Annotated in this window: 11 protein-coding genes and 3 tRNA genes; 5 read left to right on the plus strand and 9 right to left on the minus strand. The window is 57.9% G+C overall.

The features are described from left to right. Positions 1-18 precede the first annotated feature (18 nt). On the plus strand, positions 19-1,176 hold the full coding sequence (locus O4G22_RS01155) for an efflux RND transporter periplasmic adaptor subunit (RefSeq protein WP_306701968.1): 1,158 nt from the start codon (positions 19-21) through the stop codon (positions 1,174-1,176). A gap of 12 nt (positions 1,177-1,188) precedes the next feature. Then, a complete protein-coding gene (locus O4G22_RS01160) occupies positions 1,189-4,359 on the plus strand; it encodes an efflux RND transporter permease subunit (protein WP_297405563.1) in 3,171 nt (1,056 codons plus the stop codon). Positions 4,360-4,405: 46 nt separating this feature from the next. Here O4G22_RS01160 and O4G22_RS01165 read toward each other — a convergent pair whose 3' ends face one another. The 3 genes from O4G22_RS01165 to thiD form a co-directional block, all read right to left on the minus strand. Continuing rightward, complete coding sequence (locus O4G22_RS01165; RefSeq protein ID WP_094136609.1) at positions 4,406-5,788, minus strand: SLC13 family permease; 1,383 nt, start codon at positions 5,786-5,788, stop codon at positions 4,406-4,408. A 286-nt stretch (positions 5,789-6,074) separates the two neighbouring features. Next, complete coding sequence (locus tag O4G22_RS01170; protein ID WP_012419280.1) at positions 6,075-6,347, minus strand: hypothetical protein; 273 nt, start codon at positions 6,345-6,347, stop codon at positions 6,075-6,077. 185 nt (positions 6,348-6,532) lie between these two features. Then, complete coding sequence (gene thiD / locus O4G22_RS01175) at positions 6,533-7,321, minus strand: bifunctional hydroxymethylpyrimidine kinase/phosphomethylpyrimidine kinase (protein ID WP_297407786.1); 789 nt, start codon at positions 7,319-7,321, stop codon at positions 6,533-6,535. 112 nt (positions 7,322-7,433) lie between these two features. On the opposite strand from thiD, the gene O4G22_RS01180 reads away from it, so the two are divergent. After that, the gene (locus tag O4G22_RS01180; protein ID WP_143245642.1) at positions 7,434-7,901 is read left to right on the plus strand and encodes a hypothetical protein; all 468 of its coding nucleotides are present in this window, start codon (positions 7,434-7,436) and stop codon (positions 7,899-7,901) included. On the opposite strand, the gene O4G22_RS01185 is transcribed toward O4G22_RS01180, so the two are convergent. Then, complete coding sequence (locus tag O4G22_RS01185) at positions 7,898-8,929, minus strand: tetratricopeptide repeat protein (protein WP_306701969.1); 1,032 nt, start codon at positions 8,927-8,929, stop codon at positions 7,898-7,900. The genes O4G22_RS01180 and O4G22_RS01185 overlap by 4 nt on opposite strands. Before the next feature lie 160 nt (positions 8,930-9,089). On the opposite strand from O4G22_RS01185, the gene O4G22_RS01190 reads away from it, so the two are divergent. After that, the gene (locus O4G22_RS01190) at positions 9,090-9,827 is read left to right on the plus strand and encodes a hypothetical protein (RefSeq protein WP_306701970.1); all 738 of its coding nucleotides are present in this window, start codon (positions 9,090-9,092) and stop codon (positions 9,825-9,827) included. Positions 9,828-9,844: 17 nt separating this feature from the next. Here the strand turns inward: O4G22_RS01190 and O4G22_RS01195 are convergent, their stop codons facing one another. The 5 genes from O4G22_RS01195 to O4G22_RS01215 all read right to left on the minus strand — a co-directional run bounded on the left by O4G22_RS01195 (position 9,845) and on the right by O4G22_RS01215 (position 14,072). Beyond that, the gene (locus tag O4G22_RS01195) at positions 9,845-11,110 is read right to left on the minus strand and encodes a hypothetical protein (RefSeq protein ID WP_306701971.1); all 1,266 of its coding nucleotides are present in this window, start codon (positions 11,108-11,110) and stop codon (positions 9,845-9,847) included. A 320-nt stretch (positions 11,111-11,430) separates the two neighbouring features. Continuing rightward, positions 11,431-13,389, minus strand: coding sequence for an Eco57I restriction-modification methylase domain-containing protein (locus tag O4G22_RS01200; protein ID WP_306713903.1), 1,959 nt, complete (start codon positions 13,387-13,389; stop codon positions 11,431-11,433). A gap of 378 nt (positions 13,390-13,767) precedes the next feature. Beyond that, positions 13,768-13,843, minus strand: a tRNA-Lys gene (locus tag O4G22_RS01205). A 36-nt stretch (positions 13,844-13,879) separates the two neighbouring features. After that, positions 13,880-13,955: transfer RNA gene (locus O4G22_RS01210), tRNA-Lys, on the minus strand. 42 nt (positions 13,956-13,997) lie between these two features. Further along, positions 13,998-14,072: transfer RNA gene (locus O4G22_RS01215), tRNA-Thr, on the minus strand. A gap of 194 nt (positions 14,073-14,266) precedes the next feature. Between O4G22_RS01215 and O4G22_RS01220 the strand changes: the two genes are divergently transcribed. Then, on the plus strand, positions 14,267-14,764 hold the full coding sequence (locus tag O4G22_RS01220; RefSeq protein WP_022197832.1) for a hypothetical protein: 498 nt from the start codon (positions 14,267-14,269) through the stop codon (positions 14,762-14,764). Positions 14,765-14,790 lie beyond the last annotated feature (26 nt).

The raw sequence follows: 14,790 nt of genomic DNA on the forward strand, positions 1-14,790 counted from the left end.
GGGCGTGTCACTCCCTGCATGGACCTGACACGCCTGACGGGCTCTATCTCCGGCCCCGCCGTTTTCCTCTGCCTGCTTTCCCTCTTTTTTGCCGGGTGTAAAAAGACGGAACAGGCGCCGCATGAAACGCCCACGATTATTTACGAACACCCCGTTACCATGGATATTCCGGTGACGGGCAGCTGGGTGGGCCACCTGGACGGCGTGGACAACGCCTCCATCGTCCCCCAGATTACGGGCTACCTGCAAACGCAGAATTACGCCAATGGCGCTATTGTGAAGAAAGGGGAAGTTCTCTTCCGCATTGACGATTCCACATTCAGGGACCAGGTATCCAAGGCCAAAGCCACCCTGGCGCAGGCGCAGGCCCAGCTCCAGCAGTTGAATTACGACGCGGAGATTTACAGGCCCCTGGCCGCGGAGAACGCCATTTCCAAACAGAAATACGAGGATACGCGCCTCTCCGCCCTGGCCGCGGAAGCGCAGGTGCAGCAGGCTGCGGCGGCCCTGGCCCTGGCTGAAAAAAATCTTTCCTATACGGTGCTGTACGCGCCTTTTGACGGAATAGCCGGCATTTCCAGGACAAACATCGGCGACCTGGTCAGCCCGGAAAGCGGCCCCCTTGCCGTCGTCTCCTCCGTCAATCCCATCCGCGTCAATTTCGCCGTCACCCAGCAGGAATGGATTCAGCAGGCGGGCAAGAACGGGAATGAGGGCGTCCAGACGGGCAGCAAGCTGGACATCACGCTGAAAGACGGGACCAAATACCCGGAACAGGCCACGGTAGTGGCCATTGACCGGGCGTTCAATCCCCAGACAGGCACCATCCGCGTGCAAGCCAACCTTCCCAATGCGGACTACCTGCTGCGCCCCGGCATGTTCATCATCGCCACGGCCCGGCTGGCCACCGTCAAGAACGCGCTGACCGTTCCGGCGAAATCCCTTCTTTCCACGCAGGGGCGCTTTTTCGTCATTGTTCTGGATGAGGGCAGCCACCCTTCCATCATTCCCGTACAGGCCGGGACGCAGCTTGGAGACAGGCAGCAGGTTATTCCCCTGAAACCGGATTCCCTCACCCCTCAAAGCAAAGTGGTCGTGGACGGCCTTCTCCAGGCGGAAGCGGCCTCCAGAAATCCGGCCGCCCGCCTGAAAGCGGTACCCTCCAGCAACCAATAAGCTCCTCCCGCCATGGCTGATTTCTTCATCAAGCGCCCCATTCTTTCCATCTGCCTCTCCGTCATCATTGTCCTGCTGGGGGCCTTTTCCATTCTGCGCCTGCCCATCTCCGAGTACCCGGACATCATTCCCCCCTCCATCCAGGTGACGGCCACTTATCCCGGGGCGGACTGTGAAACGGTGGTCAAATCCATCGCATCCCCCATCGAACAGCAAATGTCCGGCGTGGACGGCATGTCCTACATGACTTCCGTCAACACCAACAACGGGCAGATGAGCATGATGATCCTTTTTGAAATCGGCACGGAAGCCAACATGGACCAGGTGCTTTCCTACCTGCGCTACGGGCAGGCCACCTCCCAGCTGCCGTCGGAAGTCAGCGCGCTGGGAGTCTCCCTCCGCAAAACAAGCGGGCTGCCCGCCCTGGTCGTCAGCCTCTATTCCCCCCAGGGAACTTATGACGGCCTCTGGCTGGCCAATTACGCCTATATCAATATGGTGGACGCCATCAAGCGCGTGCCCGGAGTAGGAGACGTGCAGGTGTTCGGAGCCGGCCGCTACGCCATGCGCATCTGGCTGAACCCGGAAAAGATGGCCGCACTGAATATTACGGCCCGTGACGTGATGCTGGCCGTTCAGGCCCAGAACGCCGTGAATCCCGCGGGCAAGATAGGCGCGCAGCCCGCCCCGCCGGACCAGCAGCTTTCCTTCACCGTAAAAGCGCCCGGACGCCTGACCAGCGTGAAGGAATTCGAAAATATCGTGGTGCGCGGGCAGGACAGTTCCATCGTAAGAGTGGGAGATATCGCCCGCGTGGAACTGGGTTCGGAAACTTACAGCCTCAGTTCTTCCGTAAACGGCATGCCCGCCGCTTCCATCGGCATTTACGAGGCGCCCGGCGGAAACGCCATCCAGCTGGTGGACAACATCAAAGCCCTGCTGAAAAATACGGATATGCCGCCCGGCATGGATTACCTCGTTTCCCTGGACTCTACGCTGGCCGTCCGCGCCGGGATTGAAGACATCGTCAGCACGCTGGTGATTGCCCTGGGACTGGTGGTGCTGGTCGTCTTCATTTTCCTCCAGGGCTGGCGCGGCACGCTGATTCCGGCCTTTGCCGTTCCGGTATCTATCGTGGGCGCCTTCATCGCCTTTCCATTGTTCGGCTTTTCCATCAATACCATCTGCCTGATGGGGCTGGTGCTGGCCATCGGCCTGGTCGTGGACGATGCCATTGTGGTGGTGGAAGCAGTAAAGAACCATATTTCCAACGGGGAAAAGCCCCTCCAGGCCACCATTGCGGCCATGAAGGAAGTATCTGGCCCCATCGTCAGCACGGCGCTGGTGATTTCCTGCGTCTTTATCCCCACGCTGCTGCTGCCCGGCGTCACAGGCAAATTGTTTGAACAGTTCGCCGTGACCATCGGCATGTCCATCATCATTTCCGCCTTCTGCGCCCTGTCCCTCAGCCCCACCCTGTCCGCCGGGCTGCTGAAAGGGGGAAAAGCGGACTCCATTCCCCTGCTGGGGCCCTTTTTCAAATTGTTCAACAAGGGGTTCAACAAGGCGCGCGACTGGTACGTGGAAATCTGCGCCGGGCTTATCCGGCACATGTGGCTGTCCATCCTGCTGCTGGCCGTCATGACCGCCCTTCTCTTTCCGCTGGCCAGGCTTATTCCCAGCGGATTCCTACCCAATGAAGACCAGGGTTACCTGTTCGGCGGCGTGGAACTGCCGGACAATACATCCCTGAACGTCACGGCGGACACCGCCGCGCGGATTGAGCAAATCATCAGGGAGGATCCGGGCGTGGACGTGGTCACCACCGTAAACGGCTTCAACCTCATCAGCTCCGTCCAGAGTTCCTCCAACTCCTTCTTCTTCATTTCCCTGAAACCCTGGTCCGAACGGACAGCTCCGGGCATGACGGCGGACGGCATCGCCGCGCGCCTGAAAAGCAGGCTGAACGCGGAAATTTCCTCCGGCGTAGCGTATGTGGTCCCGCCTCCGCCCCTGCCTGGCGTAGGAACGTCCGGGGATGTCACGTTCCTGCTGGAAGACCGCCAGGGCATCGGGGAAAAATTCCTGGCCGCCAATACGTCCAAATTCATCGAGGCGGCGGAAAAGAGGCCGGAAATAGCGGACATCAGCAATTTCATGTCTCCCTCCAACCTTCAGTACAACCTGAATGTAAACACGGAGCAGGCCACCCTCCAGAATATGGACGTGGATGAAATTTACGCCACCATCCAGGCCTACATGGGAAGCGCCTTCCTGAACAATTTCAATATTTACGGGCAGGAATGGCAGGTGTACATGCAGGCGGACGCGCCGTACCGGGACAGCATCGACAAGCTTTCCATGTTCTACGTGCGCAACAATGAAGGAGATCCGGTTCCCCTGGATTCCGTAATCAACGTCACGCACGGCTGGGCCCCGGAATTCCTGATCCGCCAGAATATGTTCAACAGTTCCCAGCTCAACGTCACCCCGGCTCCGGGCTATTCCTCCGGCCAGGTCATGAACGCCCTGGAAGAAGTTTTCGCCCAGACCATGCCTTCCGGCATGGGATACGACTATTCCGGAATGAGCTACCAGGAAAAACAGGCGCAGAAAGGCATCACCATCGGCATGATTTTCGCGGCATCAGCCGTGTTTGTCTTTCTGATTCTGGCCTCCCTGTATGAGAGCTGGTCCCTGCCCGTAGCCGTCTTCATGACTGCCCCCATTGCCATCCTGGGAGCATTTCTGGCCCTGTGGATTACCGGGCTGGACCTCAACATTTATTCGGAAATCGGCCTCATCGTCCTGATTGCCCTGGCGGCCAAAAACGCCATCCTCATCGTGGAATTCGCCGTGCTGGAGCTCCGGCAGGGAACGGACCTGCTCACAGCCACCCTGGACGCGGCCAGAATCCGCCTGCGCCCCATCCTGATGACCAGCATCGCCTTTATCATGGGCTGCCTTCCCCTGGCCGTCGCCACGGGAGCGGGCGCCGCTGCGCGGCAGGTGGTGGGCGTCGGGGTCATCGGAGGCATGTTGACGGCCGTCTTCATCGGGGTATTTTTCATTCCTTCCTTCTTCTACCTGATTGCCAAGCTCGCCGGGCTGGATAAAAAAGCGGCGCGGAAACTTCAGGAAAAGGAGCAGGGAGCCCCCGCCCCTGCGAAGCTGGCCGAATGACGCTCCCGAAACGGGCAAACCGGCTCCCGCACAGCTTCCCGTCCCCTTACATCCAGAATATCCAGGCCCAGAACGCCTTCACGAACACGAGCACCACGTTAATCAGCAGCCCCACTTTTACCATGGTCATCTGTGGGAATCTCCCCGTAGCGAAGGCCAGGGCGTTGGGAGGAGTGGAAACGGGGAGCATGAAGGCGCAGGAAGCTCCTATGCCCACCAGAAGCACCAGCGGCGTAGCAGACATGCCCATGGCGGAGGCCACCGTGACCATCAGCGGGGCCACCAGGGCCGCGCTGGCCGTATTGGAACAGAATTCCGTCAGCGACGTGATGAAGAGGCTGATGATGAGCAGGATGATGATGGGGCTCTGCCCCATGGCGAGAGAAGATACCTGATCCGCCAGGAATCCTGCCGCCCCCGTCTGGACGAGGATGCTGCTGAGCGTGATGCCGCCTCCGAATAAAAGCAGGACGCCCCAGTCCGTATTTTTGGCGATGCCGCCCCAGTTGATCACCCCGCACAGCGGCAGCAGCACCGCAGCGCTCAGCGCGATGAGCGTGTCCATGGACGGAATGCCGCCCAGAGCAGAGGAAAGGAAACTGCTGCACATCCAGCTCCCGGCCACCAGCACGAAGAGAATAAGAACACGCACCTGCCTGGCATTCAACCGGGCCTCCGCGTTTTCCCCTTCCGCCGGCTCCATATCCACATGCATCCCCAGATTCGGGCGGAGGAACAGATACATCAGGAAGAAAACAATCACCCCGAACACCAGGACAATGGGCATGGCAATCCGGAACCATTCTGCAAACCCCATGCCGAGTTCATGCGCCGCAATGGCGTTGGGAGGAGACCCTACCAGCGTTCCCATGCCGCCGATGGAGGCGCTGTACGCCACCCCCAGGATGGCAAAAGGAGCCGTCGTTTTCAGTCTTTCCGCCGGAATGCGGTCCAGAAGGCCGATCACCAGAGGGAGCATCATCGCCGCCGTGGCCGTATTGGACATCCACATGGAAAGAAACGCCGTAGCCAGGAAAATCAGAATCAGAGCCATCCCCAGACTCCCGCGGGCCATCCGGAGGATTTTTCCCGCCAGCCAGGCATCAATTTTCTGTTCGTGGAGAGCGCCGGCCAGGGCAAAGCCCCCGAAAAACAGGAAAATGGTGGGATCCGCAAAACCGGACAGCGCCTTTGCCCCCGGCAGAATCCCCATGAACATGGCAAGCACCGGCACCAGCAGGGAAGTTACGGTTACGTGCAGGGCTTCCGTCAGCCACAGGATGCCGATAAAGGTGAGAACAGCCAGCCCCCTGGCTACCTCCGGTTCCACGGGAAGCCACTTGAGCATGGCCAGGAAAAGAAGCACGTCACACGCAATGATGATGTAATTGCGGTGCCCTTTGGGAGTGTCTGTAGTACGATGGCGCATAAAGTAAAGATAAACGACGCTATTTTCTTTGTACGCATCAGAAAAACAGTGTCAATCCTTTTCCATAAAACCCCGGAAAAAGCCTTCCCCGGAAACAGGGAAACACGAATCAACCGCCGGCTTGAGAATACGCACGGCGCGCATCACCGGGAAAGCCGCGCCACCTCTTCCCGCTCCTGAAAAATGCAGGAAATCCAGATATGCAAAAAAACCGCCGTGCCATTGCACGGCGGCTTGTAAAAAACTGTTTGATTGACGCGCGAAGGGACCACCTCCGCCCGGGCAATTATTCGGCGGCGGGTTCAGCAGCCTTCTTGGCAGCCGGCTTTTTGGCGGGAGCCTTCTTGGCGGCGGCAGCCTTGGTTTCAGTCTTTTTGGCCGGGGCCTTGGCCGCAGTCTTTTTGGCGGGAGCTTCCTTGGCGGCAGGCTTGGCATCCTTGGCAACGGGAACGGCCAGACGGATAGGCGCATTGGAATTCAACTTGGACTGTTCCTTCTTACGCTTGAGGTATTCAATACGTCTGCGGCGCTTGGTGACTTTGCGGATTTGCTGTCCCATAGTGATGATTGCTATGATATTTACTAATTCTTACGAGCTCCATGTGGCACATGGGCGTGGATACAACTACCAACCCCACCTCCCTTACGCAAGCACAAAGCGTTATTAAGGCACAGAAAGGCGGAGGCAGTCCCCGGGTTCCCCAATCCGTGCGGGAGAGGAAGACAACCGGGGCGAAGGAGGTTTTACCACAATTTCAGCGCATCCACCCGGACCGGCTGTTCCCAGCGCAGATGGTTCCGGATGGCGGAAGCGATGAATTCCAGGCCGCGCTCCACCGCCGCAACCAGTCCATCCCCGGCAGCCAGCCGCGCCGCGACGGCGGCGGACAGGGAACAACCCGTTCCGTGAGTGCTCACATCCTGTACGCGCGGGCGCTCCCATTGCCCCAGCAGACAGCCGTCCGGGCCGACCAGCACGTCCCGGCAGTCCCCCTCCAGATGGCCGCCCTTCAGAAGGACGGGGCATCCGTACCTGACGGCGAGGCGCGCGGCGGCCTCCGGCAGTTCATCCCTTCCCGGATTCACGGAAGAGCGGAGCAGGACGGCAGCCTCATCCAGATTGGGAGTAAGCAACGCCGCTCCCGGCAGCAGAAGCTCTTCATAAACAGCCACCGCCTCTTCCCGCATCAGGCGGTCGCCCGCCGTAGCGATCATAACCGGGTCCACCACAACGGGAACATCCGCCCCGGCCAGCACCTCATGCACCGCACGAACGATAGCCGGGGAATACAGCATGCCCGTCTTCACGGCGCGCACGGGAAAATGTTCCAGATTGATGCGCACCTGGTCAGCCACCAGCGCAGGGTCCACCTCCTGAATGCCGCGCACTGTCCCGGGCGCCTCGGACACGACGCAGGTAACGGCCGTAAGCGCAAACGCCCCCATGGCATGGGCCGCTTTCAGGTCAGCCTGGAGACCGGCCCCCGCGGAGCAGTCGGAACCGGCAATCGTCATCATTACGGGAATACTCATGGCCCTGTTTTTAATCGGGAAGAAAGCTCTTGAACATCCAAAAATCCGCACGCACCGCCTCAATGTCACAAATCCGGGTGGGAAAACAAGGAGAGAATGCCACAATCATCTCATGACGCACGCCTCCCCCGCCCCGGATGAACAGGAATTCTGGCTTTTCATTCAGGATGCCCCTCTGCCGGCCGCAGAGGAATTGCAGGAGAGCATGTTCCGCCTGGACGGCTGTTTCCGGCTGAACCTTTCCGGTGCGCCGGAAAACGCTCCGGACCATGTGCTGGAAGGAGAATATCTGGATGAAGAGGGAGAATCCCAGCTGGACGTATTCTGGGTCATGGAAACGGACGACGCGCGCCAGGCGTTCAAAAGGGACAACGCGGCCCTCCGGCAGATAGGGAACCGCACCAAAATGCTGCGCTTCATTCTGGAGGACGAATATGCCCTGGGCCATGTATTCGCCATGATTCACGCCATACTGGAACAACGGGACGGCCTGCTGGTCATTCCGGACTCCCGGGGGAACGTTATTCTGGAACGGAAGAAAGCTTTGGATTTCCTGAACAGGGAAATCCGGGAAAGTTAACGTTTCTGCGTCTGCGGAGCAGAACCGCCCTCACGCTCCGCATTCAGTTGAAGCGCCTTCTTTTTCCAGACTTCCGCCATATCCGCATCCTGAGAGGTTCCCTTTCCGGTGCTGTAGCAGACGGAAAGCATCAGCATGGCGTTGACGTGATTCTGCCCGGCGGCCAGCCGGAGCCAGCTGAACGCCTTTCCCTCATCCACAGGCACGCCGGAACCTTCCAGATAAGCCAGTCCCACGATATACTGGGAATGGGCGTCTCCGGCCGCAGCCGCCTGTTCATACCACTTCATGGCTCGCTCCATATCCCGCTCCACTCCCTGCCCCTTTGCATAAATGTTCCCCAGATAGACGGACGAAGGCGTATTCCCTCCGTTGGCGGCCTTCTCCAGCAGCGCCAGGCCGGAAGCGGCATCCTTCTCAAAACCCATCTTCCCCTCCATGTAAGCCCGGCCCAGCAGCCCCATGGCAGCCGGATGTTCCTCATCCGCCGCCTTGCGCCACAGCCCCAGCGCCTTGTTCAGATCCTGATCCGCACCATCCCCCTTGAAATACATCATTCCCAACATGTACAGGGCGTTCCCCCGCTGGGTACCCGGGCGGGCAAGCCCGTACTCAAACCACTCCCTGGCCGCTACGGCATCACGCTTGATTCCCGTTCCATACAGGAACATGGCGCCGATAACCGTTTCCCCGGAGTACCCGGAACCGGTCTCCGCCACGGAATCACACCAGGAACGCACGTCCAGCGGATGAACCCAGCCATTCTGCAACCCCTCCGCATACAGAGCGGCCACATCATTGAGGGCTTTTACATGCTCGCTGCCATTTTCCTTCTCGCGGCCGGCGCCGGCCACAGCAGCGTCCAGGCGCTCTCTCCATATTTCCGCCTCTTTCCGCACCGCAGACGGCTTTTCCCGTTCCGCTGAAGGAGCAGCCTGCTTTTCCCCGGAAGAAGGGGCGCGGTCACATCCGCTCAAAAAAAAGAAAGCGAAGGAAGCCGCCCATAAAGAGACAATTTTTTTCATCATGGCCATTACCATAAGACAGCCTCATCAGGCTGCCAAGAAGAGAAATGACGGAAACGCCGCCTCCGCACGCCGCGGAAGGGAGAAGCCGGAGAGCCGGATTTCCTCTTTTTGCATTGAATATTTTCCTCTTTTTGCTCTACTGAAACCAGTTCAACCTCTGATGAAATTCGTTCTGCCCCTGTATCTCTTGACATGCCTGGGCCTGGCGTTCCTGGTAAGTTTTTCCTGCCGGGGTTCCGCGACGGAACTTCCCGTAAAATACGTCTTCGAGCTGTCGGATGAGCCGGTGAAAGTGCATCCCGGCAAAATAGATACCAAAAGCGTTTTCTTCCCCAAATACGCGCGCGGCACGTCTCCGGAAACCCTGAAGCGGCAGGCCGCCCTCTTCCAGTCCAAGGCCTCTCACGAGGCCTCCAAAAGCAAACCGGCCATCAGCATCCACATGAATGACGACAAAATGGAAAGGGACGTCCATGAGCGGTCAGGCTATGAATTTCACCATGCGGAAAACCAGGAAGACATTGTCATCACAACCGAGACGCCGGACGAGGAAGTCTGGCTGAACGCCGGGGATCCGGACAGTCCCTTTTTCCATACGCCCCGTTCCGCCGCCAATACGGGAACTCGCGGAACCGCCACGCTTTCCGATTCCTGGCCCGCCTGGAATGAAGAAGAAGTCAACCTGCACATGAACCTTCCGGAATCGGCGCCGCGCCCCCTGGTAGTGCAGCCGGCTCCGTCCGGAGCCATCCGCACCATCATCAAATCCTTTAACGGAACCGTTTTTGAAGCGGATGCGCAGCCCATGCATCCCGTCTGGGATCAGCTCCCGCCCGGATACGTTCCTATTCCGGCTCTTCCGGCCTATCAGCCCGCTATATTGAAGAAATTACAATAGGAGGGGGGCAGAAAGCCTCAGAACTTGAAGCGGACAGCCCCGAAAACAGACCATCCGTTAAAGGCTTTGGCCGTTGCCGAATCCACATGGCTGGTGACATACTCTACAGCCAGCATCAGCTTGACCGCATTGACGGCCTCCGGACACAGATAGCAATTCAGCCCCAGGTAAAAGGAATGCATGCTGTCCACCCATGCGGGGTAATGGGTGACGCTGGGCACATAACGGGTATTCAGCTTCACAGAACGGTTCCCAAAAGAGCACTGGTATTGAAAGACGCCCTCAAGATGCGGGGAAATCCGGTAAATGGGCTGCAACACCAGTCCGTACACATTCTTTGCGCCAGGCTGGCCTACAATTCCCACGCCTGCCAGCAAATTCCCCATGATGGAGAAAGCGCCGCGGCTGGCGTCCCAGCTCAGGGAAATCACGTCCTGCGCCCCCGTTCCGCAGTAATCGGACGAGGAAGGGATTTTCCTTCCCCGCCAATCCGTAAAATTATGGGCATACTGGTACCCCAGAAACTGGCTGTCCCACATGGGAGAAGCCACCTTCCACTTCATGGCGTTCAGGAGAAACAGGTTGTCCGCGGAATGAAACTGGATTTCATCCTTCAAATCCGTACCGTTCGCATTCAGGTAAACGCCGTAGGAATGGTACAGGCTCTTGGCATCCTTCTGAAAATTGGCCTCCAGCCCCCAGTTGGAAATAGGGATTAATTCATTGCACAGGGCGGACCTTTCCACTGTTTTAATCCGTGAGGAAGCCAGGCAATATTCCGACGTCAGGTGAGGCGTCAGCTTGCCGGCCCTGAGCTTGACGCCGGACATGGTCTTTTCCAGATAAAGTTCATACAGGGACCACTCCGTGTGGCTGCCGATCCATTCTCCCCGCACTTCGCGGTGCCGGCCTTCCAAATCCCCTACATTCGTCAGATTGGACAGACGCCAGGAACCGTCCCCCATCAGGATGTCGCCGCCCAAGTAAGCGCGCCTCCACCCGTTGTTATGGCCGCCGGAAGAAGCGCAGAATTTATTGGCTCCATTGGGGCTGACGGCTGCTGCCTGATACTGGCCGATCAGCGTCAGCTTCACCTTCCTGATCCATGAGGAATCATTCCGGTACAGCACGGGACCGCGGTCCAGCACCCGGCACAGGGACGGCAGAGATTCCCCGGAAACCGGCTGGAACTGAGTTGCTCCCACACCGGCTTCCGCCGAAGGAAAGGCGGCACACCAGCAAGCGGCCAACAGGGACATCCCCGGAAAAACAAGCTTCATCATAGGCTAAACAAACAAATTGGGCGCACATCTTAAGGAGCCGCCTTTGAAAATCAAGCCCGGATGTTCCTTTCGACATCACAGGTTTCTGAAAGGGTTGTTACAAAGAACGGTAATGGTGAACGCAGCGGTACGCCCTTACGGAGCGCCACTATCAAAAGGCTTAGGGATGCAGGTTTCGGCACGGACTGGAGTTATGGCGACATCAGCCTGCGTATTATCGGCCTGACGAATGGGGGCCATTCCTCATCATTCCCGACGCGATGGCGAAACCATAATGAAGTTCCCTGGCATCATCGCTAACGTTTACCGGCTCCAGCGCATCATTCCGGCAAGCTTTCCCTCCCGGCCCGCATGGAGGAACATGCCTGAATAACAACCTCCCGCTCCTGCGGGGAAAGGCCGTAAATGTCTTCCATCAGCACATTCATCCGCTCATCCCCTTCCGGACAATAGCGGACCGCGAGCGCGTCCGCCAGCCTTTCCGCCTCCCGCAACAGGGGAAGGCCGGGCACGCGGATGGGGGCCCGGAGGATAGGGGCGGTATCCATCTGGAAAAAATCCCCCTGCATTTTTCCCCGGCGGAGAAACCAAAACTGCATCAGGCGCGAATTGAACAGAGCCGCCAGATATTTCATGCTCACGCGTTCCGAGCGAATCACGTTGAATGCCATCATCACATAAGCCTCCTTTTCCGTATAGGAGAAGGTTGGACGGGCACACTTCCTGACGGCCAGGATTTTGGGGCCGGGACGGAAAAAACGCTCCTGCCGGGGCCAGTGCACATGGTAGTATTTCATGCGGCCCATGCGTGTTTCCCGCCGGGCCTCCATCAGGGGACGGAACTTTTCCAAATGGCGCAAAAGCGTAACGGCCTGCTCCGCTCCGTTGGACGGGGTCAGATATAACAACACCTTTTCAGGAGCGTTCAGCGCATGCCGCCCTGCCTGAACAGGTTCATACAGAGGCTTGAGAAAACGCCGCTCCCGTTCCGGCAGCAGGTCAACATACCCCTTAGGCACGACGAATACCCCATCCCCCCTCCGGATTCCGAACCGCCGCACTGTTTCAGGCCCCAGATTCTCCAGAGCGCGGGAGGAAACGACGTCAGGATTCGGCACAATCCCCTGCGTCATTTCCTTTGCGGCATCCAGCCTGAAATTCCGGCACGCTTCCATCTTTTCCAGAAGACGCCGCTCTGCTGAAGAGCAGAAGGACAATCCTTCCCTGACGCACGTTCCGACATCTTCCGGCAGGGGAAACCGACGGTACGGCTCATGTTCCAGAAATGATTCCACTTCATTCACGGAGCCGCCAAAACGGCGGTATTCCGGAACCAGACGCTTGCCTTCCTCTCCCTTTTTCTCCGCCAGAACAGTCATGGTATGGACGCGGGCGGATTCAAACACCCGGCAGGCTCCGAAATCCGACAAGCGCAGCAAACCGCAATCTTCCAGCAGCTTGCGGCGGAGAAAGGCGGCTCCGGCATTAGCCATCCACTTGTTGGGAACGACCAGATGCATCACGCCCCCCCGCTTCAGGACATCCAGCCCCACACAGGCAAACACGTACCAGTAATCCATGCGGGAAGAACAGTAGGAAGCAAGAGAAGAACATTTCAAGCGGTCAAATAATTCCTTGTTCCCTTTTTCCCCGACAAAAGGGGGATTGCCTATCACCAGGTCAAAGCCTCCTTCCTCCATGACCGTTGAAAGGCCCTGCCGCCAGACGCCGGACGCAGACATATCCAGACTGTCCCCGCACAGCAGGCGATCCCGTAACTCCCCCTTTCCTCCGGCGGCGAGCCATGCGCAACGAAAACGGAAACGGGCCACTTCCAACGCCTCCGCACAGACATCCACTCCATAAATATTCTCTTCCAAAACGGAGCGGATTAAATCGGACTCCGGACACCCCGGTTCCAGACGCTTTCTGCGGGAGACAAGCTCCCGGAGCATTCCCATGGTGAATGCTCCGGCCCCGGCGGATAAATCCAGCACACGGACACTTCCCAGCAACCCGGCTTCTTCATCACCGCTCCTGGGAGCAGGCAATCTGGATTCCAGCCAGGAAGATACCGCTTCCCGGGCCATCCAGCGAACAAGAAAGCCGGGGGTATACACCGTCCCGGAACGGCGGGCATCCGTCAGGAAACGCCCCAGCAATCCTTCCAGCACGGAAGGAGTAACAGCCCGGCGGGCCTCCTCTTCCCTCAAGGAAAAAGCGAATCCCCCCGGCAGCCGGCCCTCACGGCCAGCCTGCCGTTTCAGCAAATTATTCATCACCGCCTCTTTCAACCGCCCCCAGGTTTCAGGACGGCCCCCGCCGCCCTTCTCCACGGCGAAACACTGAGCTATAAAACAATCCTGAACGTTCCGCTCCTTCACTGCGGCATTCGTACACTACTGGAACGGGCCGCGCAATCAAAAGGAGAAATTGTCCGGGAAGCCAGCTTCAGAACATTCATGCCCGGAATGCCCTTTCCTCGACAATCCCGGCGCGCTTACACCGGCAATGCCTGTTTCCATGGAGGCAACACCCCATTTCATAAATCCGGTTTCCCTATCAGGTTTCAGGTTTCTCAATTCGTTTCTCTATTCCCTTATTTTGGAATAAATAAAATCCGGCTTTGCCATCAGCAAGCCGGACTAAAAAAGAGATGGTACCCCGTCACGGGCTCGAACCGTGGACAAACTGATTAAGAGTCAGCTGCTCTACCAACTGAGCTAACGAGGCACTGGAATAAGGGCATCCCTTGCAGGAACGACCGGATGGTACCCCGTCACGGGCTCGAACCGTGGACAAACTGATTAAGAGTCAGCTGCTCTACCAACTGAGCTAACGAGGCATGTATCCGGTGATTCCCCGCGACAAGCACCACCCATGAAGATGGAGCCACTGGTCGGAATTGAACCGACGACCCACGCATTACGAATGCGTTGCTCTACCCCTGAGCTACAGTGGCATCGCGAGAAGCGCACGAGCAAGTAATCATAAGAGTCCCCTTTTAGCAAGTCTTTTTTGCAATAAGACCGTTTTTTTACTCCTTGAATGCGGAATAGAAGCCAAGAGCGGCAGGTGACAGTAGAAGAGCTTGCATAGGCGCGGGAAACATGGTGGAGTTCATGTCCTCAAAGAGCTTTTCTTTCCCTACTTATCATGAAGGCATATTACATTTTCCAGCAGGCGGACGAAGAAACAATCAGCAACATTCTGGACTGGATGCGCAACCAGGAACGCGCCATTTACCGCGCCGCCGTGCGTGAACTTGGAGCCCTGAAAAAACTGCGCCCCGAATTTATCCAGCGCAAACCTCTTCAGGAACAATTTTCCTTCATCAAGAAAATGCTGTCATGGAAACCCAGCAATGAAATCGGTGATCATCTGCTTCAGGTCTGGCTGTTGCGCAAACACCAGGACATGCTGATTACGTTCCTGAATACCCTGGGCATCCCCCATGACGGCAACGGCATTGTCAATGAACTGCCGGAAACGCTGGACAAGGACAAACTCGCCAAAGCTGTGGACGAACTGTTTGAAAAATACCCTGCCGGCGTAGCGTCCGTATACCTCCAGATGTTCCAGCTCCAGACGGAAGACGGCTGGGATGAACTGGCCGAAGTTCTGGCGAACGACCCCCGCGTCACGATTCGCTGACGTTATTCTCCTCCGAGGCATAACAG

Source organism: Akkermansia muciniphila, from assembly GCF_030848305.1.
In the GTDB taxonomy this organism is placed as follows: Bacteria; Verrucomicrobiota; Verrucomicrobiia; order Verrucomicrobiales; family Akkermansiaceae; genus Akkermansia; species Akkermansia muciniphila_A.

What these genes read in the sequence shown, in the direction of transcription:
- O4G22_RS01195 (WP_306701971.1), bottom strand. Translation starts at nt 11,110, where the DNA reads ATGATGAAGCTTGTTTTTCCGGGGATGTCCCTGTTGGCCGCTTGCTGG.
- O4G22_RS01170 (WP_012419280.1), bottom strand. Translation starts at nt 6,347, where the DNA reads ATGGGACAGCAAATCCGCAAAGTCACCAAGCGCCGCAGACGTATTGAA.
- O4G22_RS01160 (WP_297405563.1), top strand. Translation starts at nt 1,189, where the DNA reads ATGGCTGATTTCTTCATCAAGCGCCCCATTCTTTCCATCTGCCTCTCC.
- O4G22_RS01200 (WP_306713903.1), bottom strand. Translation starts at nt 13,389, where the DNA reads ATGAATAATTTGCTGAAACGGCAGGCTGGCCGTGAGGGCCGGCTGCCG.
- O4G22_RS01220 (WP_022197832.1), top strand. Translation starts at nt 14,267, where the DNA reads ATGAAGGCATATTACATTTTCCAGCAGGCGGACGAAGAAACAATCAGC.
- thiD (WP_297407786.1), bottom strand. Translation starts at nt 7,321, where the DNA reads ATGAGTATTCCCGTAATGATGACGATTGCCGGTTCCGACTGCTCCGCG.
- O4G22_RS01190 (WP_306701970.1), top strand. Translation starts at nt 9,090, where the DNA reads ATGAAATTCGTTCTGCCCCTGTATCTCTTGACATGCCTGGGCCTGGCG.
- O4G22_RS01155 (WP_306701968.1), top strand. Translation starts at nt 19, where the DNA reads ATGGACCTGACACGCCTGACGGGCTCTATCTCCGGCCCCGCCGTTTTC.
- O4G22_RS01185 (WP_306701969.1), bottom strand. Translation starts at nt 8,929, where the DNA reads ATGATGAAAAAAATTGTCTCTTTATGGGCGGCTTCCTTCGCTTTCTTT.
- O4G22_RS01165 (WP_094136609.1), bottom strand. Translation starts at nt 5,788, where the DNA reads ATGCGCCATCGTACTACAGACACTCCCAAAGGGCACCGCAATTACATC.
- O4G22_RS01180 (WP_143245642.1), top strand. Translation starts at nt 7,434, where the DNA reads ATGACGCACGCCTCCCCCGCCCCGGATGAACAGGAATTCTGGCTTTTC.